The sequence below is a fragment of the Prolixibacter denitrificans genome (assembly GCF_003014495.1).
Lineage (GTDB): Bacteria > Bacteroidota > Bacteroidia > Bacteroidales > Prolixibacteraceae > Prolixibacter > Prolixibacter denitrificans.
On sequence record NZ_PYGC01000002.1, the window covers coordinates 41,921 to 66,312 of the forward strand.

General features: G+C 46.6%; 21 protein-coding genes. 6 read left to right on the forward strand and 15 right to left on the reverse strand.

Going from position 1 to position 24,392, the window contains the following annotated elements; all coding sequences use genetic code 11:
• Nucleotides 1-85 precede the first annotated feature (85 nt).
• Nucleotides 86-1,186 carry an AI-2E family transporter gene (locus CLV93_RS03865; RefSeq protein ID WP_106540865.1) on the reverse strand — a complete coding sequence of 367 codons (1,101 nt, stop codon included), beginning with the start codon at nt 1,184-1,186 and terminating at the stop codon, nt 86-88.
• 427 nt (nt 1,187-1,613) lie between these two features.
• On the opposite strand from CLV93_RS03865, the gene CLV93_RS03870 reads away from it, so the two are divergent.
• Nucleotides 1,614-3,053, forward strand: a complete 1,440-nt coding sequence (locus tag CLV93_RS03870; protein ID WP_106540866.1) for a sodium:solute symporter family protein — start codon at nt 1,614-1,616, stop codon at nt 3,051-3,053.
• A 77-nt stretch (nt 3,054-3,130) separates the two neighbouring features.
• Here CLV93_RS03870 and CLV93_RS03875 read toward each other — a convergent pair whose 3' ends face one another.
• Genes CLV93_RS03875 through CLV93_RS03890 form a run of 4 tightly spaced genes read right to left on the reverse strand, consistent with a single transcriptional unit; the run spans nt 3,131 to nt 8,550 of the window.
• Nucleotides 3,131-4,276, reverse strand: coding sequence for a glycoside hydrolase family 26 protein (locus tag CLV93_RS03875; protein WP_106540867.1), 1,146 nt, complete (start codon nt 4,274-4,276; stop codon nt 3,131-3,133).
• A 23-nt stretch (nt 4,277-4,299) separates the two neighbouring features.
• Nucleotides 4,300-5,490: an AGE family epimerase/isomerase gene (locus CLV93_RS03880; RefSeq protein WP_106540868.1), complete on the reverse strand. Its 1,191-nt coding sequence runs from the start codon at nt 5,488-5,490 to the stop codon at nt 4,300-4,302.
• Nucleotides 5,490-6,665 carry a glycoside hydrolase family 130 protein gene (locus CLV93_RS03885; protein WP_106540869.1) on the reverse strand — a complete coding sequence of 392 codons (1,176 nt, stop codon included), beginning with the start codon at nt 6,663-6,665 and terminating at the stop codon, nt 5,490-5,492. The genes CLV93_RS03880 and CLV93_RS03885 overlap by 1 nt, the downstream gene beginning before the upstream one ends.
• Before the next feature lie 43 nt (nt 6,666-6,708).
• Nucleotides 6,709-8,550 carry a sodium:solute symporter family protein gene (locus CLV93_RS03890; protein ID WP_106540870.1) on the reverse strand — a complete coding sequence of 614 codons (1,842 nt, stop codon included), beginning with the start codon at nt 8,548-8,550 and terminating at the stop codon, nt 6,709-6,711.
• A 251-nt stretch (nt 8,551-8,801) separates the two neighbouring features.
• Here CLV93_RS03890 and CLV93_RS03895 point away from each other — a divergent pair, with 251 nt between their 5' ends.
• A complete protein-coding gene (locus CLV93_RS03895) occupies nt 8,802-9,683 on the forward strand; it encodes a helix-turn-helix domain-containing protein (protein ID WP_211297741.1) in 882 nt (293 codons plus the stop codon).
• Between the two features lie 38 nt (nt 9,684-9,721).
• On the opposite strand, the gene mnhG is transcribed toward CLV93_RS03895, so the two are convergent.
• From mnhG to CLV93_RS03930, 7 genes are read right to left on the reverse strand one after another with little or no spacing between them, the layout of a single operon-like run.
• On the reverse strand, nt 9,722-10,081 hold the full coding sequence (gene mnhG, locus CLV93_RS03900) for a monovalent cation/H(+) antiporter subunit G (protein WP_106540871.1): 360 nt from the start codon (nt 10,079-10,081) through the stop codon (nt 9,722-9,724).
• On the reverse strand, nt 10,071-10,358 hold the full coding sequence (locus tag CLV93_RS03905) for an MrpF/PhaF family protein (protein WP_211297742.1): 288 nt from the start codon (nt 10,356-10,358) through the stop codon (nt 10,071-10,073). Before CLV93_RS03905 ends, mnhG begins: the two co-directional genes overlap by 11 nt.
• Nucleotides 10,355-10,693, reverse strand: coding sequence for a Na+/H+ antiporter subunit E (locus CLV93_RS03910; protein WP_106540872.1), 339 nt, complete (start codon nt 10,691-10,693; stop codon nt 10,355-10,357). Before CLV93_RS03910 ends, CLV93_RS03905 begins: the two co-directional genes overlap by 4 nt.
• 12 nt (nt 10,694-10,705) lie before the next feature.
• Nucleotides 10,706-12,202, reverse strand: coding sequence for a Na+/H+ antiporter subunit D (locus tag CLV93_RS03915; protein WP_106540873.1), 1,497 nt, complete (start codon nt 12,200-12,202; stop codon nt 10,706-10,708).
• A 3-nt stretch (nt 12,203-12,205) separates the two neighbouring features.
• Nucleotides 12,206-12,547 carry a Na+/H+ antiporter subunit C gene (locus CLV93_RS03920; RefSeq protein WP_106540874.1) on the reverse strand — a complete coding sequence of 114 codons (342 nt, stop codon included), beginning with the start codon at nt 12,545-12,547 and terminating at the stop codon, nt 12,206-12,208.
• 2 nt (nt 12,548-12,549) lie between these two features.
• Complete coding sequence (locus CLV93_RS03925) at nt 12,550-12,945, reverse strand: MnhB domain-containing protein (RefSeq protein ID WP_211297743.1); 396 nt, start codon at nt 12,943-12,945, stop codon at nt 12,550-12,552.
• Nucleotides 12,946-12,971: 26 nt separating this feature from the next.
• On the reverse strand, nt 12,972-15,290 hold the full coding sequence (locus CLV93_RS03930; protein WP_106540876.1) for a putative monovalent cation/H+ antiporter subunit A: 2,319 nt from the start codon (nt 15,288-15,290) through the stop codon (nt 12,972-12,974).
• Between the two features lie 365 nt (nt 15,291-15,655).
• Between CLV93_RS03930 and CLV93_RS03935 the strand changes: the two genes are divergently transcribed.
• The 3 genes from CLV93_RS03935 to CLV93_RS03945 all read left to right on the forward strand — a co-directional run bounded on the left by CLV93_RS03935 (nt 15,656) and on the right by CLV93_RS03945 (nt 19,681).
• Complete coding sequence (locus CLV93_RS03935; protein ID WP_106540877.1) at nt 15,656-17,473, forward strand: PAS domain-containing hybrid sensor histidine kinase/response regulator; 1,818 nt, start codon at nt 15,656-15,658, stop codon at nt 17,471-17,473.
• A gap of 133 nt (nt 17,474-17,606) precedes the next feature.
• Entirely contained in the window at nt 17,607-18,806 is a 1,200-nt protein-coding gene (locus CLV93_RS03940; RefSeq protein WP_106540878.1) for an acyloxyacyl hydrolase, read from the forward strand.
• A 77-nt stretch (nt 18,807-18,883) separates the two neighbouring features.
• Nucleotides 18,884-19,681: a DUF2797 domain-containing protein gene (locus tag CLV93_RS03945; protein WP_106540879.1), complete on the forward strand. Its 798-nt coding sequence runs from the start codon at nt 18,884-18,886 to the stop codon at nt 19,679-19,681.
• On the opposite strand, the gene CLV93_RS03950 is transcribed toward CLV93_RS03945, so the two are convergent.
• Nucleotides 19,682-20,623 (reverse strand): DUF3667 domain-containing protein, encoded by a 942-nt coding sequence (locus CLV93_RS03950; protein ID WP_170108858.1) that lies wholly within the window; start codon nt 20,621-20,623, stop codon nt 19,682-19,684. It lies immediately after the preceding gene.
• Nucleotides 20,624-20,942: 319 nt separating this feature from the next.
• Here CLV93_RS03950 and CLV93_RS03955 point away from each other — a divergent pair, with 319 nt between their 5' ends.
• Nucleotides 20,943-21,956, forward strand: a complete 1,014-nt coding sequence (locus tag CLV93_RS03955; RefSeq protein ID WP_106540881.1) for a branched-chain amino acid aminotransferase — start codon at nt 20,943-20,945, stop codon at nt 21,954-21,956.
• Nucleotides 21,957-22,269: 313 nt separating this feature from the next.
• Here the strand turns inward: CLV93_RS03955 and nadA are convergent, their stop codons facing one another.
• Together nadA and CLV93_RS03965 are read right to left on the reverse strand one after the other, a co-directional pair.
• On the reverse strand, nt 22,270-23,259 hold the full coding sequence (nadA, locus tag CLV93_RS03960; RefSeq protein WP_106540882.1) for a quinolinate synthase NadA: 990 nt from the start codon (nt 23,257-23,259) through the stop codon (nt 22,270-22,272).
• A gap of 136 nt (nt 23,260-23,395) precedes the next feature.
• Nucleotides 23,396-24,307, reverse strand: a complete 912-nt coding sequence (locus CLV93_RS03965) for a patatin-like phospholipase family protein (protein WP_170108859.1) — start codon at nt 24,305-24,307, stop codon at nt 23,396-23,398.
• Nucleotides 24,308-24,392: the final 85 nt, after the last annotated feature.

Genomic DNA, 24,392 nt, shown 5'->3' on the forward strand with positions numbered 1-24,392 from the left:
TGGTTTTAATTTTTGATTCAGATGGCAAGATAAAGCATTTTCAGCAATCCTCCGACGGGAAATAAAGAGGGCTGAAGATAAAAAGCTATGATTCTTCGTTTCCAGTATCCGGTTTTTCCGGTTCCTCTTCTTCGGTAACTTTGCCTGTATCGCTAAGAAAAACAGCGAAAGGCCGTAGTGTCGGAACTTCTTCCAAAATAATTTTTACCACGCCAACAATCGGGATGAACAACACCATACCGGATACTCCCCAGACCATTCCGCCGACAATGACGGAAATGAGTACGATAAAGGCATTGATTTTGGTGGAAGAGCCTACCAACCACGGACGCACCATATTCTCCTGCAGGATATTGGCTACCCAAAGCAGACCAAGCGTAAGGAGCGGAACAAGTAACGAATCGGAAGTGAGCAAGGCATAACCCACCACCACGATCATGGCAATCAGGTTTCCCACGTAAGGAATCAGGTTCAACAGGGCAATCATTACTGCGAAGAATAGGGCATAGTTGACGCCCAAACTGATAAGAACAATGAAATCCATCACCGCTGTTGTTGCCGTTAACCAGAGAACGCCCACCAGGTATTTCTCAATCATCTTCTGTATTTTGAAGAAGACATGACTCACCGATTCGCGGTTTTCCCGATCTCGGTAACGCTCGCGCACAAATTTGGCAGGTAATTCACGGTAGTACAACAGGAAATAGACGAATACCGGCATCAGGAACACGTACATCAATGTTTGCCCAATGGTGGTTACATGTTTCAAGAAGAAAGACGCCATTTTCTCGGCCTGTCCGACCAGTATTTTTTGCAAATCACTTCCCTGCGGAATGATATTTAAGTGCGACTCAACAAAATCCTTCACATCGTTGATGTACACCGACAACTTACCGGTGATGGAGGGCAACTCACTGCTAATAGCCACTACCTGCGAACCGAGAAAATAGAAAAGTGCTCCGATAATGATGAGAAACAATATCAGCGAAGTAAGAATGGCCAATGGCCTTTTCCAGCCATGCTTTTCCAGGAAAATGACCAGCGGAACCAGAAGAAATGAAAACAGAACCGCCCACGCCAGCGGCACCAAAATACTGCGGCCGACAATCAGGAATACGATTATCAAGGCAATAGTGGCGCTCCAGTAGAAATACGCGGGGATATTCGGCTTAATCTTTTTGTCCATGGTTGCTATTTGTTCAGGTTAAGTTGCTGCTCATAATAACCGCCGAGCGCCGGATTTCGTTCATTTTGCCGGCAGAAACGAAGGCGTGCCCAGATTTTCGGGCCTTTCTTATTTCTGCCGTAAGGCTTTTACTGTAAGAAGGGTAGCGACAAAGGCAGCAACCAACCGGCCCGATTGCTTTTGGTGACTTGCCTTCGATTGATTAATTTTAAGGAAATTTCACAGAAGGGTGAGCCAGTTCGGTATGACTCTCCCTTTTTTTATGTTCATCGCTGAGACAGATGAATAAAAGGTACCTGTCGCCGGAAATCCGGGGTAAATCACGATCCCCATTCCGTCTACCCCTTTCGGGAAATACATCCGGGTATTGTCAAAAAAATATTCATACCGAAACCTTTTTTTTGCCTAATCAAAATATCGAATTCATATGACATTGATTGACGCAGTCGTTCTGATTATTTATTTCATTGTTGTTTTAGCTATTGGTATTTATCACCACCGGAAGAATGAAAGTGAAGAAGATTATTACGTGGGCGGACGCCAAATGGGAAGCTTTCACATCGGTCTTTCGGTTGTTGCGACCGACGTAGGTGGAGGATTTTCCATCGGGCTTGGCGGACTGGGATTTGTGATGGGCCTTTCGGGAAGTTGGATGCTATTTACCGGCCTGATAGGTGCCTGGCTGAGTGCAGTCATACTTATTCCGAAGATTTTCCAATCAGCCCGTGACCAAAATCTGCTTACTTTCCCTCAACTTTTAGGCACCCATTACGACAAGCGCGTTGCTTTTGTCGCCGGAATTATCTCAGCCATTGGCTACATTGGCTTTACCAGCTCACAGCTGCTGGCCGGTGCCAAACTTGCTACAGCAACATTCCCTGAAATTGATACCAAAATTGCCCTGATTGTGATGGGTGTGGTTGCTGTTGCTTACACCGGATTGGGTGGCTTGAAAGCGGTGATTTATACCGACAGTTTCCAGTGGGCCATCCTGATGTTTGGACTGGTATTTATTGGTATTCCGCTGGGATTTATTGGCATAGGCGGAATGGATGGCATTTCAGCAGCTCTGCCTGACCATTTCTTCTCGCTACAAAATATTTCCATCGCGAAAATTATCAATTGGAGTATTACTATTATTCCCATCTGGTTTATCGGGATGACGCTTTACCAGCGAATTTATGCCTGTAAGGATGAGAAGACCGCCAAACGTGCCTGGTATATTGCCGGCTTGTTCGAATATCCATTGATGTCGTTCATGGGGGTTCTTCTGGGAATGTTCGCCCGCGTAGCCACTACTCAGGGAATGTTTGCCGATGCTGGTTTCGCCGATGTCAATAGCATTGACCCTGAACTGGGGCTTCCATTGCTGTTGAAATATGTACTCCCAGCCGGTGTCATGGGACTCATGCTGTCCGCTTACTTTTCGGCTGTTATGTCTACCGCCGACAGTTGTTTGATGGCTGCCTCCGGAAACATTCTCACTGATATCTTCAGATTCAAAGGAAAATCGGGCCGTGGTAAGATGGTCATCCCTCAGATAGTGACCATTGTCGTAGGTGTGTTTGCCATTCTGCTGGCTTCCAGCATGCAAAATGTACTGCAACTGATGCTCTACTCCTACGCTTTCATGGTTTCGGGCTTGCTGATTCCTGTACTCGGAATTCTGTATTTCAAACGAAAAGATCCCGGAGCAGCTTTCTGGTCAATGGTTACCGGAGGAACATTGACAATTACGCTCACACTCATTAAAAAAGATTTACCATACGGTCTCGATCCCATCTTCTTTGGTATCATTGCAGCTCTGTTGGTTTTCATTCTCATAAATCGAATCAAAACGCCCAGGCCTGCTTTCGCAAGAGATTAGCTATAGAAACGAAAAGGGTGACCCACAAACAGGTCACCCTTTTTCAAAATTACAAACCTATGTAAAAGAATATGAACTTATTCTTGATCCTTCTGATATAACTCCACCCCACTTATATCCTGTTGAAAAAGCGTGCGAGGCAAACGACAAAATTCCGCAAAATCATCAGCACTCTGTTGTCCCTCAAACGGCGCAAAATATTGCTCTTTCATATTCCAGGCATTCCGCCAGACCAATACATATGATATCGGTTTTTTTTCGATGGTTGGCCATAACGTCTTCGTCCACCAGGTTGAATCAGGTATTCCGCCAAATCCGGTTTCTGTTAGGGCGATTAACTTGTGATGAGCTTCACCGGCTTTCACCAGCACATTCAGGCAAGAGCTCAATGTTTTCATGTATTGTTCGCGGCCATTGTCGCCGTTCCGTTCGTAAGTGTCAAAGCCCATCACATCAATTACGTCATCTCCCGGATAGCGTTCGAGATATTGTGCAACCGTAGAAAATTCGCTTCCGGCAGAATATGCGTACAGTAAGTTGTGAACACCCATCTTTTCCAAAAAGCTTTGTGTGTATTTCCACAGGGCGACATATTGGTCGGTGGTGCAAAGTTTCTGTCCCCACCAGAACCAGCTGCCGGTATGTTCGTGGAACGGCCGGAAAATAACCGGGATGGGTTGTCCGTCGTCGTCTTTCAGGCTCAGGAAGAAATTTCCCAGTCGTGTCAGCCAGGTATTGAACAACTCGTGTTTTTCTCCTCCCGGAAGAATGCTTTTTACCACCTGATTCGATGAAACATCCCAGGCACTGCCTCCAGTCAGCGGGTTGTCCGCATGCCAGCTGATAGTATTCACTCCTCCCCGCCTATATGCTACTTTGATGAGTTGCCGGATTTTGTCAAAATGTACCGAGTCGAGGCTCATCTCGTTTCCCAGTTCAATATGACCCAATTCCCAGCCATATACAGCCGGATAATCGCCACAAACCTCTTTTACATCCGAGCGACCATCTTCGTATTTCCAATCGTGGCCGTACAGCAAATCATCCTGATGACCAAACATGATACCTTTGGAAGTGAGTTTTTTCAGATTGACCAGTAAATTTTGTGTTTCAGGTGTCGTCTGTGGATCGGCCGTGATTCCATTTCCCTCCGTGCCTTTTTCCTGGCACGAAGTGACCAGAAAGACTGAAAAAAGGAACAATAGCGTTAGTTTTTGTTTCATGGTTTGTATTTAAATAGGTTGATTCACCTCAGTATGCGCTCGATTTCCAAACAGGCCCGGGAATTGTGATAAGGGCATTTCCAGAAACCCGCTTTTTCATCGGTCAGGTCGGGATTGCCATACCGATCGACCTTCCAGAACCATTCGCCTTTCCGGTGATCAATGATGAACTCCTTAATGAATGTCCATATTCTCAGCGCCTTTCCGAGATATCGATCATCGCCGCTCATCCGGTAGGCATAAACCAATCCAACCATCGCTTCAGCCTGTGGCCACCAATGGCGATCGGTATCGAGATGGCCGGTTTCCGCGTCCAGCTCATTCATCACGCCACCGGCACTGTCCACTCCTTCCTTCAGAAATGTGTCCACCATGCCCAGTAACATCGGCTTCAGTTCCTCCAACAACGCTTCCTCGCCCAGCACTTCGGCTGCTTCATATATCAACCAGGAGGTTTCAATATCGTGACCGTAGGAGATGACCGAACTTCTTACCTCCCACTTTTCGTCGAAGAACAGCTTCAAATGATAATCATCGCCAACAAAATGCTCTTTCATCAACATGATGAGTTGCCGCAATGCAGCTTCCACTTCTTCCGTTCGGTGAATACGGCACAAGTTGGTGTACGCTTCCAGTAAATGGATGTGGGTATTCATGCCCTTTTTCTCGTTGGCATCTTTTTCGCTCAGGCGCAAATCGTCCAGCTCACTCCAGTCTTCGGCGAAAGCCTCAATGTATCCCCCGTTTTCGTGGTCAGCCGCCTTTTCTTCCAGCAAATCGAAAAGCTCCAGAATCCAGTCAAGTACTGTCGGATCCGATGTGAGCCTATAATATTCGGACAATGCATACACGGCAAATGCCTGGGCGTAAATCTGCTTCCGCGGATTCAGCGGCTTCCCCAAATAATCGAGTTCCCAATACACTCCGCCATATCGCTTGTCGCGGAAATGACTTTCCAGGTATTGATACGCCCGGTCGGCCATCGCCTTTTTATTTTCTGAAAAGGTTTGTGAACAGGCCGCCGAGAAAGTCCACAAAATCCTGGCATTCAGAATAACACCTTTGGGCGCTTCCTCTACTGGCCGGTTTTGTCCATCTACCTGACCGTAGAAACCACCGTGCTTTTCGTCAGGCATGTAAGTTTGCCAGTAGCTCAGGATATCTTTCAGCTCCCGGCTCAATTCTCCCAAATATGTTTCGACAGAAATAGGCATCAGTACAAGCCTTTATTGGAATCGATGAGTGCGTTGATGTTTTCGACCGAGTGATGGGATACCAGTCGATCTTCCGGTGTATTCATCACATAATCAACCAATTTATCAATAGTAGTTGTAGCTACATGCATTCGTGTATCGGATGATGCGTAGTAGATAAACACCGTCCCGTCGTCATCAGCAATCCAGCCGTTGGCAAACAGCACATTCGAAACATCACCGATGCGTTCATCTTCTTCGGGCGCCATAAAATAACCTCCCGGAAGATGGATTACTTTCGTCAAATCGTGCAAATCGGTCATGAAGAGGTACAGGACATAGCGCAAGCCGGCGGCGGTATTTCGTACTCCGTGAGCCAACTGCAACCAGCCTTTTTCGGTTTTGATCGGTGCCGGACCAAGTCCGTTTTTCAACTCGTAAACCGTGTGATAGGCTTTCTGGTGAATGATGGTTTCGTTTTGAACCACCGGATTTTTCATGTCATCGATGTAACCGAAACCAATTCCTCCGCCGCTTCCCACATCGATGAAACCGTCCTGCGGTCGGGTGTAGACCGCGTATTTCCCATTGACAAATTCGGGATGCAACACGACGTTCCTTTGTTGACCTGTATTGGAAATCAGGTCGGGCAGGCGTTCCCAGTTGATGAGGTCTTTGCTGCGCACGATTCCGGCATTGGCAACCGCAGCGCTGGTATCCCCTTCGGGTGCGCTGGGATCTTTCCGCTCCGTGCAGTAGATGCCGTAAATCCAGCCATCTTCGTGAGCCACCAGGCGCATATCATAAACATTAATATCGGGATCTTCCAGCTGTGGAATGGAAATGGGCCGTTCCCAAAAACGGAAATTGTCCACGCCATTCGGGCTTTCCGCTACCGCGAAATAAGATTTTCGGTCCCAGCCTTCCACCCGGGCAACCAACAAGTATTTGCCGTTGAACTTCAGGGCACCGGCATTAAAGGTGGCATTCACCCCTATACGCTCCAATAGATACGGATTGCGTTCGGGCGATAAATCGAAACGCCAATGCAACGGAGCATGTGCTCCCGTCAAAACCGGGTAACGGTACCGTTCGAAAATGCCGTTGACAGAGAATTCGGCTATATTCTTCCGGGTCAGCAGTTCCTCGTGCTTCTCCTTCAGTTGGGTTAATCTGTTTTCGAAATACTGAGTCATCTTTCGTTTGATGTAATTTGCTATTAGGTTATTTCACAATCAACTATTTCATCTGCGCTTCCTCTTCTACCAGCTTGTCCCACCAGGTTTTCTTCATGATAATGGCAATCACCGCCACGATGGCCAGTGAAATTCCCAGTGCCAGATTTTTCTTCAATACCAAATAGATAGGAGCCAGCACCAGTCCGGTTTGCGCAATGATACCAAGCACCACATTGAACATGTCGCGATAGAAATTTTTATTCTTGCGGAAGCCCGGATCGTCTGCCATGACCAGCTCATGAACCGGTTTCCAGAATCCCCACGGACGGACACTTTTGTAAAAGCTTTTCAACGTCTCTTCGTCGGTGGGCGGCGCCATATAAGTTCCGATAATACTTCCGGCTACTGATATGATGAGAATGAGCGGGAAGTAATAGAGATCGAGGGTTTCGGTGAAGATGTACGGGAAGACCAGCGCGGGAACCATGCCGGCCACCATGCCCCAAAAGAAACCGTGTCCATTGAAACGCCACCAGTACCATTTCAGCACGTTGGAAGCCACGTAACTTCCGTACAACGCCGATACAATCCATTGCAAAATCGAGTTAACATCGGTGGCGAAAATTCCGAAGAAGATACTGACAATCACCACCAGCACTCCTGTTGTATATGTCGTTACATTAATTTGTCTTCGGGATGCTTTTGGATTCAGGTATTTCAGGTAAATATCGTTGACAATGTATGCTTGTGCTGCATTCAAAGTTCCCGCAAAAGTCGACATGAAAGCTGCCAACAATCCGGCCAGCAACAGTCCGGTAAATCCTACCGGAACAAATTGATTGATAGCCGACGGAAGAATTTGTTCAAAGTCGATGTGACCGGCCACAACCAAATTTAATTTGTTATAGTAAAGAAGAGCCAGCACAGCAAACCCGGCAATCATCAGGTAACGAACCGGCATCAAAACCACACTGACAAAACCACTCATCATGGCTGCTTCCTTTGGCGACTTAGTAGAAAGTATCTTCTGTAAATCGTAGTTCGGGGCAGGTCCGGCCAAACTGACCAGCACACCTTTGAACAACATCATGGAAAAGAAGATGCTGAAAAGTGAGTAGCCGTCCGAAGCAATTTTTTCATTCACCTCCGCGATGATATGCGACCAGTCCATGTGAAGCTTCCATCCAAAGAATGGGTTCATCCAGCCATCCGGCACATTCAGGGTACTGTTTCCCAACGCACTCATCGCTATGATGGCAATTACGATAGCCGAAACCGTCATGATAAGATATTGCAGCACATCGGCCCAGACGATTCCCGACATTCCGCCTAAAACCGAATAGAATACAGCAAAGAAGGTGAAGATGATTCCATAAATGTGCGGTACGTATTCAGCCGGAATATGAAAGGGAATGTAGGGTTGCACGACACTCCACGGGATGAATATCTGTACAAATTTCCCAAGCCCGATAAAACCATAGGCCAGGTAGCCCAAACAGGTAATCAATGCAAATACAACGACCACCGCATGCGACATAGCTGCATCGCGGCCTTTCCCAAACCGGGTACCAATCCATTCGGCTCCGGTAGTCACATTCGAACGTCTTACCCAAACGGAAAGGAATACCATCAGGAAAATCTGGTTGAAAACCGGCCACAGCCAGGGAATCCAAACACTTTTCAGACCATAAACAAAGGTGATGGTCACCAGCCACATCGTTCCGGAGATATCGAACATCCCGGAAGCATTCGAGAGGCCCAGCATGTACCAGGGGAGGCGGTTTCCGCCAAGCAGATAAGCTGACTTGTCTTTTTGCGCACGCTTCCGCAGTACCAGCCCGATAACCACGGTCAGCATCAGATATCCGAAAATGACGGATATATCAATAATTCCAAGCTTCATTTACAGGGTTTGAATCGTTAGTTTCTAAAAATAGCTGGTTTGACCGGCTTGACCATTTCCTTTCCTAAAGCAAATACTATTTCGACTTCATCAAGCCAACAAATAGCATATACCAAAAGCCAAAACCAAATAATCCGCTATCAACATTCTTGTTTTTATAAGAATATCGAGTCTCAAAAGTATTTGCTATACTTGCATTCTTCAAATACTATTTCATCAAAATCCTATACTTTTCTTAAACATACATTGCTATGAATATGGAAACGGCCAATCCTCAACGCGAGATCACCCCACTAACTGAAGGAGATTGCCTGCTGGTTTTCGATCGAAAGAAGCTCAACTTCGACTTTCCGTTACATTTCCACCCGGAATACGAAATCAACTTCATTTACAATGCGGAAGATGCAGTGCGGGTTGTCGGCGAACACCGCGCACCTATCGGGAAATGGGAATTGGTATTGACCGGACCCAATCTGATGCACGTATGGGAACAGGGCGAATGTCACTCACCTGATATACACGAAATCACTATCCAGTTTCACCGCGATCTGTTTCATCAAACTTTGCTCGACCGCAACATCATGAAACCGGTGAAAGACATGCTGGATCGATCGGTGCGCGGTATCGCCTTTTCCGAAGAAAAGATTCAAACGCTGCAGCCTCGCATCATGAACCTGGCACACAAAAGCGGCATCGACGCACTGATGGAGTTGGTTTCGTTGTTATTCGACCTGGCCAATTCGCGCGGACAGCAAATACTATCTTCCGTCATGGCCAAAAACGACGATTTTTATAACAGTGGAAAAATCAAGAAAGTACACGACTTCGTTCAGCAACATTACGCCGAAAGAATCAAAGTAGAAGATGTGGCGCAGCTACTGAACATGACGGAAGTGTCATTCAGCCGGTTCATCAAGCAACGAACCGGAAAAACGTTTGTAGAATACCTGAATCACTACCGAATAAGCCTTGCCTCAAGGTGGTTAATCGAATCGAATATGAGTGTTTCGGAGATTGCCTACAAGTCTGGCTTCAATAACCTGGCTAACTTCAATCGATTCTTTAAGAAAATGGAAGGATGCACGCCTTCTGTCTTTCGTGAAAACTTCTCTGGAATAAAACGAGTGAATTAATATACTGATGATTATGTGTTGTATATTAAAGTATAAGATTAAATTTTATTTTTATCATTCTTTTCATCATAATTAATTCGATTTTCCAGTTCGTCGGTGGTTGTTTTCTCCCATTTTGGCACCTTTAACAGGTGCGCAATCCGACCAATCATGTGTGAAGCAATCGGAGCCGTCAGGAAAATGAAAAGAATGACCAGCACCGCTTCGGTAATCACATAGGCAACGGGAAAATAAATGGAAACCGCCACCAACATCAACAAAGCACCAAACGACGACGCTTTGGTCGCGGAGTGCATACGGATATACAAATCGGGAAAACGCAAAACTCCGATGGCCGCCAACAACATGAAGAAGGCACCTAAAACCAGCAATACGGCCGAAATCCATTCACTTATCATGGTATCGTTTCTTTAGATAGATGGCAAAAGCCACGGTTCCCATAAATGTGATGAGCGCAATCATCACGGCTACATTCAGATACACTTTTTCTCCGCTTAAAAAGGTAATGGCCAGCGTAATGCCAATCACAAGAGAAGCAATTAAGTCCAGCACCACAACCCTGTCTGGCAAACTGGGGCCTTTCACCAATCGCCAAAAAGCCAAAAAGAAAGCCAAAAGCAACATGCCCATGGCAATGTTGGCCGCACTGGTAATAATGGTCGAAAGCAACATCATGACCACACCTCCTTTACTCTTCTTTCCAGGCCCGATTTGACTTCTTCCCGGTAGGCATCGGCATCTTCGAGATATAAAACATGCACATACAACCTTTTCTTATCCTCCGATACATCAAGACTTAAGCTGCCGGGAGTCATAGTAATTAGATTCACCAATGTCATGATCTCGTAATCACTCTTGATATCGAGAGGAATTTCCACTATGCCCGGCTTCATGTGGTGTGTCGGCGTTAAAATATCATACGCCAGAACCAGGTTGGCCTTGATCAATTCCCAGAGATAGAACCCTGCGAACGCGATGATCTGAACTATTTTCACCAAGATATACCTCATAGCTTTCCGGTATTATTTTCCTAAAACAGCATTGATGTAAGCCGATGGCTCGAGCAATTGCTGTGCTGCCGTCATGCAAAAATCGAAGAAGAAGCCAACGGCCACTCCCATTCCAATAGAAAACAGCGCCAGCACAACCGATGGAAAAACCAAGGCAAAGCCCACCTTCTTTTCCGCATAATTCACGACTTCGTCAGCTTCTTCCGGCTGCTTTTTCCAGAATCCTTCATTCCAGATTTTTATCATTGAAAACAAAGTGATAAGTCCCACAAACAACGAGATGCCTGTCACGAAGAAGTGGTGCGAATCGAAACCGGCCTTCACCAGAATAAATTTTCCAAAGAAGCCGGAGAGCGGCGGAACTCCGGCCAGTGCAAATGCCGGAATGATAAACAGCAATGCCAGGTACGGCTTTGTTTTGTAGAGACCTCCAATGCTTTTTAGCTCAAACGTTCCTTTCAACTTGCTCACCATTCCTCCCACCATAAACGTATTGGTTTTGGCAACGATGTTGTGCCCCATATAATAAATCGCTCCTGCAATCCCGAGTGGTGTGAAAAAGCCAAGTCCCATAATCATGTAACCGATCTGGGAAATGATATGGAAGGACAGAATTCGCCGGATATCGTACTGCGATGCCGCAGTGAATACGCCAATCAACATGGTCAGTCCGCCGGTTATCAAAAACAACTCTTTCCAAATTCCGCCAAGCGGAATAAAAAACAGGGTGAAGAACCGGATCATGGCATACACGCCCACTTTGGTCAACAGCCCGGCAAAAAGGGCCGTCACCGCTACCGGCGGCGTATGATACGATGCAGGCAACCAGAAAAAGAAGGGAAAAACCGCGGCTTTGATTCCGAAGGCGATGAAGAACAACATAGCCGAGCTGGCCACGAGGTTAGACGAAGGGTCGTTTTGCAATTTCATCGCCAAATCCGCCATGTTCAGCGTTCCCATTTTTCCGTACAGCAATCCGGCTGCCGCCAGAAAAAGCATCGAGGACACCATGTTGATGGTCACGTATTTGACTGCTCCTTCCAGCTGTTTGCGTTCTCCGCCCAGCGTAATCAAAACGAACGACGCAATGAGCATCACTTCGAACCAGACGTAGAGATTAAATACGTCGCCGGTGATGAAAGCCCCGTTCACGCCTAGCAGGAGAATATTGAACAGTAGATAGAAATGGAACTTCAATCGTCGCTCATCCATCAATCCCAATGCATACACTGACACGGTAAAGCCAATGAGCCCGGCAAAGAACAGCATGATAGCGCTAAACATATCGGCCACCAGCGTGATACCAAACGGAGCCGGCCAACTACCCACATGCAAAACCAAAATGCCATCGCGGTACACTTTGACCAGGATGACAACCGCAACAACCAGCTGCGCCAGCGTGAAAAACACTCCCGAAGCCTTTCGGAAGTTCAGGCTGTTTTTGGCGAACAAACTAACAATGGCCGCCAAAACAGGAAGAACCAAAGGTAACATGAGCAGGTTTTCCATCCGCTAATCTTCTTTTAGTTGGTCAAAATCAACCGTACCTGACGATTGGTAAAAACGATAAATCAACACCAGCGCAAATGCTGTAATTCCGAAGCCAATCACCAGAGAGGTCAACACCAATGCCTGAGGCAATGGATCGGCGACTGTGGACTGAGCCACTTTCTGCCCTTCCTGCACAAACGGGGGACTCACTTTCGACAAACTTCCCGCCAGGAAAACCAGCAAATTGGTGGCATGACTAAAGAAAATCAGCCCGAGAATTAACTTCACAATGCTTCGCCGCAACAAGAGGTAAACGCCCGCCGCATACAAAACACCGATTACGATGGCCAGTATGATTTCCATTATTATTCTATTTCAATGATATCAAACATGATGGTTAACAATACGCCGGTAACAGCCAGGTAGACGCCCAGGTCAAACAACACGGGTGTTCCCAGATGAAGCTCTTGCCCGAATGGCAGATGCACGGTCGTCCACATACCGGTCATAAAAGGCTCGCCGGAAAAAACACTCAGCAAAGCTGAAACGAGAATAACCGCCAATCCGGATGCCAGCAAAGCTGAAGTGGAAAGCGGCAGTTTCTTTCTTGCTTCCGCAGAAGTGAAGGCCAAAGCGTAAAGAATGTAGGCCGAAGCCGCCATCAATCCGCCAATGAACCCACCACCCGGTTGCTGATGACCGCGATACAGCACCACCAGCGAAAGGATGAGCAACAGCGGACGTAATTTCGTGGCTGCCATGCGGAAGATATTTGAATACGGATTGCTCATTCTTCCTCCTCCTTCTTTTTCGGTTTCAACTTCAACAACGAAATCACGCCAATGGCAGCAATCACGAGTACAACGGTTTCGCCCATTGTATCCAACCCACGGAAATCGACCAGAATCACATTCACGATGTTCCGGCCATGGCCCTTCGTGAAGGCCTCCTTTAGGAAGTAATCACTAATGGGCGGACTGAGTTTGATGAACTCTGCTTTCAATACCAGAGCGGTCATAAAGCCACCAAAAACAATGGCAATCACGCCGTCACGAATCCGGCTGGCCGGCCTGGAATATTTGGGCATGTAACCCGGCAGATGGTAAATCACCATCACAAACAGCACCAGGATAAGGGTTTCCACCAGAATAAGTGTAATGGCCACGTCCACGGCTCCGTATAGAATAAAGATGAAAGCCATGGCATAGCCGATAACGCCGAGAAGTACAATAGCCACCAGCCGCGATCGCGTAAATACCGCTCCGATTGCGGAAGTAATAATCAGCAAACTGATTCCGAGAAGGTAAAACGGAATTTCTTCCCAGTTGGCCTGAAAGCCCCAACCACGCGTATGATAAAGCTGGTACCATACCAGCAACGACGAGACTATGAAAATCAACATCAGGTAGAAGCGGTGGTAGCCGTGCTGAACCACTTCGGTGTGCCGTTTCGTAAATGAAAGAAAGTTTTCCACCAATCTGCGGAACAGATCGGTGAACTCGATTTTGAAATAGCGTTGGTTAAACTTCCGTAAGGCTTTGGTCGCCCGTTTCCGGAAGAAAAACAGCGTCAGTCCCAACGTAATGGTGATTACACTTAGCAGGAAGACCAGGTTCAGGCCATGCCACAATTTCATATGAAGGTCAACCGGACTAGCATTCACCGCATCAATTGCCGGCATCACCAACGGCTGTGTGATGATAGCCGGATAAATCCCCATAAACAAACTGGTCACCGAAAGAACCGCCGGACCAATCAGCAGTGGAATAGCGGGTTCCTTTGGAATTTTCGGCGGGTCTTTTCGCTTACCGAAGAATACACCATGACCGAAAAGGAAGGCTACCGCCACCATAAATATATTCGCGGTAACCGCCAGGATGGCCAGGTACACCGCAATCTGAGGGGCCTGCACCTTGGCGTCGTAAATCACTTCTTTTCCAATAAATCCGAGGAAAGGAGGAAGTCCCGCCATTGAGAATAGTGTCAGAAAGGTGGCGACAGCCGCTATCGGCATCACCGGCCACATGCCTCCCAGGTGACGAATGTCACGCGTACCGACGGTTTTATCGATAGCGCCGGCTATCATGAACAATGCCCCCTTATACAAAGAGTGGACAATCAGAAAAATCACCATTGCTGTAATGGCGAGCTCTGTTCCCATTCCGACCAACAACACCAACATTCCAAGCGCACTGATAGTGGTGTAAGCCAATATCTTTTTCAAATCGGTTTGCGTAAACGCGAAATAGGCTCCGACCAACATGGTCATTGCTCCGGCGAGGCCAAGCGAAAATTGCCACAAGTCCGTGCCGCCAAGAATCGGCTGAAGCCTGGCCAACAGATAAATTCCGGCTTTCACCATGGTGGCCGAGTGCAGGTAAGCGCTCACAGGCGTCGGAGCTTCCATAGCACCCGGAAGCCAAAAGTGAAACGGGAACTGCGCCGATTTGGTAAAAGCTCCTACCATTATCAAAAGCACCAGCGGCACATACATTTTACTGCTCTTCACCACCGCACCGTTTTGCAACAAGTCCGTCAACTCGTAACTTCCGCCAACATTGCCCAGCAAAACAAATCCTGCCAACATGGCCAAACCACCAAAGCCGGTAATCAACAATGCCTGCAAAGCCGCTGCCCGGGCTTCCGGTCGCTCATGGTTAAAACCAATGAGCAGAAACGAAGAAAAACTGGTAATTTCCCAGAAAACAAACAGCGTTATCAGGTTATTCGCAAGGACCAGCCCCAGCATCGCTCCCATGAAAAGAAGAATGTAGAAATAGAATCTTCCCCGCATGGGATAATGTTGCATATAGTACCCCGAATAGATCAATACCAATGTTCCCATTCCGGTTATCAGTAAACCGAAAAGCAAACTGAGCCCATCGAGATAAAAGGATAAACGGACGTGCAGCAATGGAAACCAATCGATTGACCGGACAATGAAATGGCGATCGATGATAGCTGGAAGCAATCTGATTAATAACACAAACAGGGCAGCCGGTAGCAAGGCATACAGGTAGCCTGAGACCTTACCCAGCCTTTTGTCGATAAAAGGGGCAAGAAATGCCAGGAAAAAAACCAAACCGACAATCCAGATCAACGACATGAGTAACAGGTTTAATCAGATAATATTAGCGTTCGATATCGCTGTATTGTTGTTTCTAAGAATACAACTAAAATTTAGTTTTGTTTATCTTTTTAACAGCAAAATCATTTATAATAGAAAAGTTTTCCTTACTTCGCCTCAGCATTGTTACCGTTGGCTGATAAACATTTAGCCACATCTGACTGTTAAACTTTAGTCTTTGTCAGATCATCTAAATTTCAATGCGTCAAGACGATAAACTTTTAAACAAACAATATTACCCGAATACTCCAGGTTTGCAGTCTATTGGGGAAACGCGAATCAACGGATTGGGTAACCGGAATTAAATGTTGGGTTAAAGACGTCTTAACCAGTTTAGTGAATGTATGCAGCAACCAACCAATGAAAAGCGCAAGGTGAGGGGAAAAACTGAGGTGCGCATCACCATTATCTACCTAATCGTTGGTATTCTTTGGATTACGCTCTCCGACGAAGCGATACTCATGTTCGGGCAAACTGCCGAAGATCTCACCCGTCTGCAAAATTACAAAGGTTGGTTTTTTGTTATCTCCACTGCCCTACTCATCTTTTTTCTTATCCGGCAGGAAATCCGAAAGCGGAATGCTGTTGAAGATTTGTTACGTTTACGAAATGACGAACTCTCCGAGAGCCTCGAAACGATCCGCCAATTTCAAAATGAAAAACGTTCGAGTCAAAAGCGTTTTCTCGGGTTGTATAAAAATATTCGCGAGGGTTTCGCCTGGCTCGACGCAGCCGGGAATATAAAAGGGACCAACCCAGCTTTTCTTAATATGCTCCAGTTTAGCTCTGAACAGCTAATTGGTAAACACTACCGTGAACTCTGCCCGATGGGGTGTCACCAGCTTCTATCGGCCATCGACGAAAGAGGCTACACCGATATCATCGACATCGAGCTGCTGAATGCTGCAGGGCAAAAAGTCCCCGTGTCGCTAATGGCCTACAAAATGCCGGCTCCAACGGGTGATAGCGAGGAAATCTGGGTGATCGTTAAAGATATTATCGATGAGAAAAAGGTCGAGAAAGACATTCTAACTGCAAAGCAGTATGCCGAGCAAAGCGAGCGCCTGAAGTCAGTATTCCTCGCCAACATCTCCCACGAGATACGAACGCCCATGAACAGCATCATCGGCTTTGCCGAGCTACTGGGAAACGACGAACTTCCGGATGAACGACGGAAATGGTACAGCCGTATTATTGCCGAAAATGCGGAAATGCTGCTGGTGATTGTCAACAACGTTTTAGATATATCCCGATTGGAAACCGGACAACTAAAAATTATCCGTCAGGAAACCGATTTAAACAAGGTGATATCCGACATTTACGACCTGTTCGCGCTTCAGGCCGATGACAAAGGGATAGAACTGACCATCAAGAATCTTCTTCCGAAAGACAAAGCACATATTTATACAGACGAAGCCAAACTGAAGCAGATCCTCATCAACATCACCGGGAATGCAATAAAATTTACGCAGGAGGGTGAAATCAGCATCAGCTCCTCCGTTGAAAATGGCGAAGTTTGTTTCTCTATCGCTGACACAGGAATAGGCATTGCTCCTGAAGACCAAAAAGCCATTTTCGAGCGATTCCGCCAGGTAGACGATTCGACGACCCGGAAATACGGAGGAACCGGACTGGGATTGACCATTTCCCTTGGCTTAACTGAACTTCTGGGTGGCTCACTGAAACTCGAATCGGAACACGGAAAAGGTTCCGTGTTCCACATTTGTATTCCGGCTCAAACCAATCATCCCGATAAGGCAACGTTTGCACCGAAAAAGAATAACGTCTCTTCTGTTAAAACCGAAAACCCAGCCATTCTGATTGTAGAAGACGAGCACGCCTCCACCCTTCTGATTAAAGAGGCGTTGAAAGAAGTGAGTGCGGAGGTCATCTTTGTTAAAGACGGCGAATCAGCCATTAAAATCTGCGCCGAGGACTCCTCCATCCGGCTCGTTCTTATGGATCTAAACCTACCGGGAATAGATGGAGCAGAAACGGCCCGTCTGATAAAAGAGAAATGCCCGGGAATTCTAGTCATTGGTCAAAGTGCGCAGCAACTCAATCATCAAAATTCATCAAAACAACAGTCCATTTTCGATGATTTCCTTCTCAAACCCTATCTCCCGAAAGAACTCGTAGCGTTGGTAAAAAAACATATTTAGTTTTTTCTAAAAACTGTCTTTTCCGCTACACCAATCAGCTTAATTTCCCAAGTTTATTTCCTATTTTTAGTCTTCTTATCCTGCTTGACATTACCGACAAGAAATTTAGAATGTTTATCCCAAATCATTCACAATGAAGAAATTCATCGTGCTCCTTTTCTTGTTGATATCCGTTCAACTCTATGGAAAAGGGCTACTTGGCGATACACTACGGGCGAAGGTTCAAAAGCACCTGTTCATTGGGTTGAAATATGCCCCGGGATTTGTCATGCAGACATCCAACTTCTTTAGGGGCTATAATGAGAACTCTGCCCCAATTGACCACAATTATTCGGGAACCATCATCCTGGGCTGGCAATCCTATGGCGACCGCGAATGGGAACAATATTACGGTTATCCGGCATACGGGATTGGATTTTATACAGCAACTTACCCAGGCGAAAGTGGTGAACTGGGTAAGCCCGTTGCTCTCTATGGATTTTTCAGGGGGCCGTTTAAACGATTCAATAAAGTGGCATTAAACTACACGGTTGGGTTGGGCCTTACTTACAACTGGAAACCGTACGACCCTGTTACCAATCCATTCAACACCGTGATTGGTTCAAAGGAAACAGTGTACATTGAGTTTGGTACCAACGTATCCGTTCCCCTTTCCAAACATTTTGAATTGGTTGCTGGCGGTCAGTTCAACCACTTCTCCAACGGTTCGCTGAAAAAGCCCAACAAAGGCATCAACCTGGTCGCTCCGTTTGTGCAGCTGAACTACCAGTTCAACGAACGACCGGAGTTCAAGTGGCAGCCTCCTGCCCCTATTTCGAAAATCTGGGAGACCAACTTGGCCGTAGGGTATGGTGTCAAGCAATTGCAACTCGATATATCGAAGATGCCCGGAGTTTCTCCGTGGAATGACAAATTATTCAATGCCTGCAACCTGAGCCTGAATTTCCAAAGACCGGTTAGCCATATTGTAAAAGCGGGCTTTGGTACCGACGTAGTGTACGACGAAACTTTTAATACCACCCTGGCTTTCGACGAGCAGAATAATCCGTACAAAGTACATGGGAATTTCTGGGATGGAATCAGCCTGGGATTTTTCGGCTCAGCCGAATTCTATTTGAACCGATTTGCCGTCTGGACTCAACTGGGATATTACGTTATCCGGAAAAACGACAACGAGGACGGGCACAAACTCTACCAGGTAGTTGGCCTGAAGTTTTTCTTCCATAAAAATACATTTGCGGCTATAGGCCTGCGGGCTACTCAGTTTTCCAACGCCGATTACATAGCGTGGACGATTGGTCACCGAATAAAATGGACCCGAAAAAGTCGGTAGTTCATCCAAAGTTCGTTAAACTCTTCGAAGATTTTTCCGTTACCTTTAACATCACAAAATTGTAGCAAATCTTCACCATGCAGCACGAAGGAAACCTGATTAAGATGAGAACGGAAGCGGAAAGTCCCGTCCGTTATTTTTTACCCCTTGGCGAAGAGGTTATTGCCATGAACGACTTGATTGGAAATCAACTGACCATCAGTTTTTCGGGGCAAATCAATTGTATCCATTGCGGTAAGAAGACCAAGCGTTCCTTCGGACAGGGTTTTTGCTACCAATGTTTCCAAACCGCTCCCGAGGCCGATCCCAGCGTGATGCGGCCGGAATTGTCGCGTTCCCACCTGGGAATTGCACGCGATTTGGAATGGGCACAAAAACATGATTTGATTGACCATTACGTCTACCTGGCCGTAACGGACGCACTCAAAGTAGGTGTGACCCGCTATCACCAGGTGCCTACCCGTTGGATTGACCAGGGCGCCAGTTACGCCATCAAACTGGCCAAAACGCCCAACCGGCACATCGCCGGCGTGATTGAATCGTATCTAAAAAACTACCTGAACGACAAAACCAACTGGCGCGCCATGCTACGCAACGAAGTGGATGAATCGATCGATTTGGCTGACGAGAAGGAACGCGTTGCAACGCTACTGCCGGAAGAGCTCCGAAAGTACCTCAGCGACGAACATGAAATCATGTCGCTCACCTATCCTGTAGAAAAATTTCCTGATAAGATTAAAAGCATTTCGCTCGATAAAACACACCAGGTGGAAGGTGAGCTCAGTGGCATCAAAGGACAATACCTCATCTTCGATGATGATCGGGTTTTCAATGTCCGTGCTCACAACGGCTACTTCGTGGAGCTTAAAGCCTGATTACAGAAACCTGAAGGAAATATAGACCGCTGCCGAAAGCATGACCATTAATGAGATGAAATAGAAGAAGGAAACCCATATAAACCGTTTGACGGTTACCCACCAACTCCGTTGATAGAATTTCCGAATGGCCAGGAAGAAATAAACTCCGGCTCCTGCGAAAAGCAATAGCGTAATGTATCCGTCAAGCTTAGGGCCGGCCACCCAAATTCCGAGTAATGCAACAATCCCCGCCAGGTACAGAAAGGCATGAAAATGCACCGTGAAAATCAAATGATTGATGTAATACGGATGCGTCTTCCTGAAAAACAAACTCATCAAAAGAGCAAACACCGGTATCAACAAAAACACCAGCCAGGAAGTCGTCTGCAACAACTTAGAGATAAATACCTCCGGATATTTCAACAACATCGAAACCTTCTGAAAGACTCTCTCCTCTGACGAGCTCCTAACGATATCTTTCGCGGCTTCCATCTGTTTCGAAACTTCCTTCAGTATGTCGCCATGCGTCTTCATCTTCTCCGCGGCTTTATTCTGCAACGAATCGACCGGTAGTCCCCGGCTACTGAGCTGTTTTTCGACTTTGTCTGCGTCTTTGAGATGTGTTCGGAGAACTCCCCGGTAATGAAAGCTCAGCAATAAAAAGAATACAAAACTGAAGAAAAACAACAACCGGAATGGCGGAACATAACGCACCCTTTTTCCGGCCAGAAATTCTTTCGTCAATCTTCCGGGTTGGAGAAAAAGTGGCTTGATGGTATGCCATAAACGGGTATCGAATGCGGCTACATTCCCCAGAAAATCGATAGCTACCATCCCAAAAGGTTTCTGAAAATCACGAACTGATTGTCCGCATTCCGGGCAATAATGCCCCTGAAAAGTTGTTCCGCAATTCTTACAGGTCTCCTGATTTTCAGGCTCAACTGGCATGTTATTCAACATTAAATCCGATTTTGTCATGAGCGATAAACCGTTTGGTTGGTGTTATTGGTAAATATAATATTATGAATTATTCTTATAAAATTATCACCAATAATTCCCTCCGAATATGAATCTCGAATTCAAAAAGCCGTTACGATGATTAATTGAATTCAGGCGACTATCCATTTAAAATTAGCTATCTTCGCATCTGGTCTGAAATTAAGACCTGTGACTCGGGAATTGGGAAGAAAATCATTTTATTTTCCTGTAATTTTACCTTAGTTTATACATCATTCCCAAGCCGGGAATTGATATATTGAATAATATAATTACGCATCATATGGAAACTATCGACTGGAAAAATTTAGGATTCGGCTACCGGAAAGCCGATTACAATATCCGGTGCTGGTATCGCAATGGAAAATGGGGCGAACTGGAGGTATCCGATTCGGAACAGGTAACCATGCACATGGCAGCCACCGCACTGCATTACGGCCAGGAAGCATTTGAAGGACTGAAAGCTTTTCGTGGAAAAGACAACAAAGTACGCGTTTTCCGCATGGATGAAAATGCCAAGCGTCTGCGCAATTCCGCCAACGGAATCATGATGGCTCCGGTTCCGGAAGACCTTTTCATGGACGCTATCCGGAAAGCGGTTAAGATGAACGAAGAATACGTGCCTCCGTTCGAATCAGGAGCATCACTTTATATTCGTCCGTTACTGATTGGTACGGGACCGCAAATTGGCGTAAAACCTGCGGAAGAATACCTTTTCATGGTATTTGTGATGCCGGTAGGCCCTTACTTTAAAGAAGGCTTTAAACCGACTGATTTGGTTATCTATCGTGAATATGACCGGGCTGCACCTCACGGAACCGGTATTTATAAAGTGGGTGGAAACTACGCTGCCAGTCTGCAGGCCGGAACCCGCGCGCATAAAGAAGGATACTCCGCCGTACTTTATCTCGATGCCAAAGAGAAAAAATACCTCGACGAGTGCGGACCAGCCAACTTCTTCGGTATTAAAAACAATACCTATGTTACGCCGAAATCCACTTCTATTCTGCCATCCATAACGAACATGAGTCTTCGTCAGCTGGCTGCTGATATGGGAATGACCGTAGAAGAACGGAAAATTCCGGTAGAAGAACTGGCCGAGTTCGAGGAAGTGGGAGCTTGCGGTACGGCAGCTGTTATTTCGCCCATCAAACGGGTTTACGACGCCGATATCGATAAGGAATATACGTACGGAAAAGAACCGGGCACAGTCAGTCAAAAACTGTACGATAAACTTCGCGCCATTCAGTACGGAACCGAACCGGATCCTTACGGATGGACTGAAGTAATTGAATAAAAAATAAGAGTCAGCTCCAACTGGCTTTCAACCGTTTTCCCTACCGGGAAGACGGTTTTTTTATGCCTGAAAGCTTGTTCTCTACTTTCGCATCGGGGAAAGGTCAATCTGCCGTCTGAAGATGACTGGCGATTCATTGCGGGAACAATCTGCCGCTCGCAGATCGCTCTTTCTTCCTGGCGGGAACCATCTACCGCTCGTAGACTGCTCTTTTTTCCTGACGGGGACCATCTACCGTTTGTAGACGACCCTTTTTTCCTGACGGGAACCATCTACCATTTGTAGATGGCTTTTTTGTCGTAACGGGAATCTATTACGAAAGCTCCAACATCCGCAGAATGGGCGCTTTGGCTTTTTCGATGGTGTCAGCATCCAGGTTAATTTCCGGACGCTCGTGTTTCAGCGCCAGGTACAGCTTCTGAACCGTATTCAGCTTCATGTAGGTACAATCGTTGCAACCACACGTCGAGTCGATGGATGGAGCCGGAATGAATACTTTATCGGGGCAGGCTTTCTGCATCTGGTGCAGAATACCGCTTTCGGTAGCCACAATAAACTTTTTCGCCTCGTGCTGCTGAACGTAGTTGAGCAGTGCTGTCGTTGAGCCCACGTATTTGGCGACCATCAGCACCGGTTTTTCGCACTCGGGATGAGCAATGAACTCTGCATCCGGATTTTCGTCCATCAGCTCCAAAATCCGCTCCAGCGAATATTTTTCATGTACCATGCAAGCTCCATCCCACAATACCATATCGCGACCTGTTTGCGAGTTCAGGTAATTGCCTAAATTCTTATCCGGTGCAAAGATGAGTTTGGCATCTTCCGGGAACGAATCGACAATCTTCTTCGCGTTCGACGAAGTAACAATCACATCGGAGAGTGTTTTGATGTCGGCTGTACAGTTGATGTACGAAATCACTTTATGGTCGGGATGTTCGGCCTTGAATTTGGCGAAAGCCTCTTTGGGTGCCGATTCGGCCAGCGAACAACCGGCTTTCAGGTCCGGTATGATTACTTTCTTATCAGGATTCAGAATCTTGGCCGTTTCGGCCATAAAATGAACGCCCAGGAAAACGATGACGTCAGCGTCAGTCTCCTGTGCTTTCCTGGCCAAAGCCAGTGAATCGCCCAAAAAATCGGAAATATCCTGTAACTCAGGAGTGATATAGAAATGTCCCAGAATGACCGCATTCTTTTCCCGCTTCAATCGCTGAATCTCTTCAACCAGGTTGACCTGCGGGGAAACAGGTTCGTCGATAAACCCTTTATCCTCCAGCATTTGCCGGATTGCTACTTCTTCCATTCCTCTCTCAATCTTTAAACGGTTATGTTTGGATGCCACGAGGCAAAATAACGGAGGCAAAGGTAAGAATTTATCTGCAAACGAAATGCGAGTGTAACAGCACCGCCGGACCATTCCGGAACGGCAGAAAAAATTACTATCCAGCCGATTTAATCAGGCGTTTTTCTTCCCATGCATCCAGTGCTGATACGGCAATTTCTCTTCCGGCTGCCCGGATTTCGGCCGAACGCTCGAATTCCCAGGGCGTGGCCAACTGAAACGGGATGTCAATCACAATATCGGGTTGGTGATTCCGAATCGTCAACGCTGCAATTTCGCGCTGCATCAACTCGATTGTTTTCCCCATGGTTTCCAGGTAATCGAACTTGATGCCGGGCATCTGGAAAGTGAAAAACTGGGCCAGCTTCTGGTGAAGCGTCTGCTTTTCCTCTTCCTTCTTTTTTATTTCCTTACCCGATTTCCGAAGCATTTTCTTCGATTGCTCCTCATAACTCTTGTCATCTCCCGAAAGGTTAACAACCACCAGGATGTCGTCTTTCTGCCGCTTCACGTAAGGAATCGGGATAGGCGATATCACCGCTCCGTCGACCAGTCTTTTTTTGCCCACCTCTACCGGCGTAAAAACATCGGGCACCGAGATGGAAGCGCGAACTGCTGTAAACAGCGAACCTTTGTCGAATACCTCCAGTTGATGACTGACCAAATCGGTCGCAACGGCGGTAAACGGAATATCTAAATCTTCAATATTCACATCATGGGTAAATTCTTCGTGGATGGTCTTGAATATCCGGTCGCCCTTCACAAATCCCCGACTGCTGATGGTCAAATCCATGTAATGCCACAAATCGCGCATGGTGAGCTTACACATTCGTTTGGCAAACGGTTCCAATACGCCTGCAGCGTAAAATCCGCCAACCATGGCCCCCATCGATGTGCCGGCAACCGAGCTGATTTCATAACCACGGGCTTCCAGCTCCTCGATAACTCCAATATGGGCTAAGCCCCGGGCGCCACCGCTGCCCAATACCAAAGCGACTTTTTGTTTCATTTGATACATTTATATACCACTAATACAATCAATTTTCCCACTGGTTCAAACAACTCATCTTCCTGCTAAGTAAATGTAATGATTA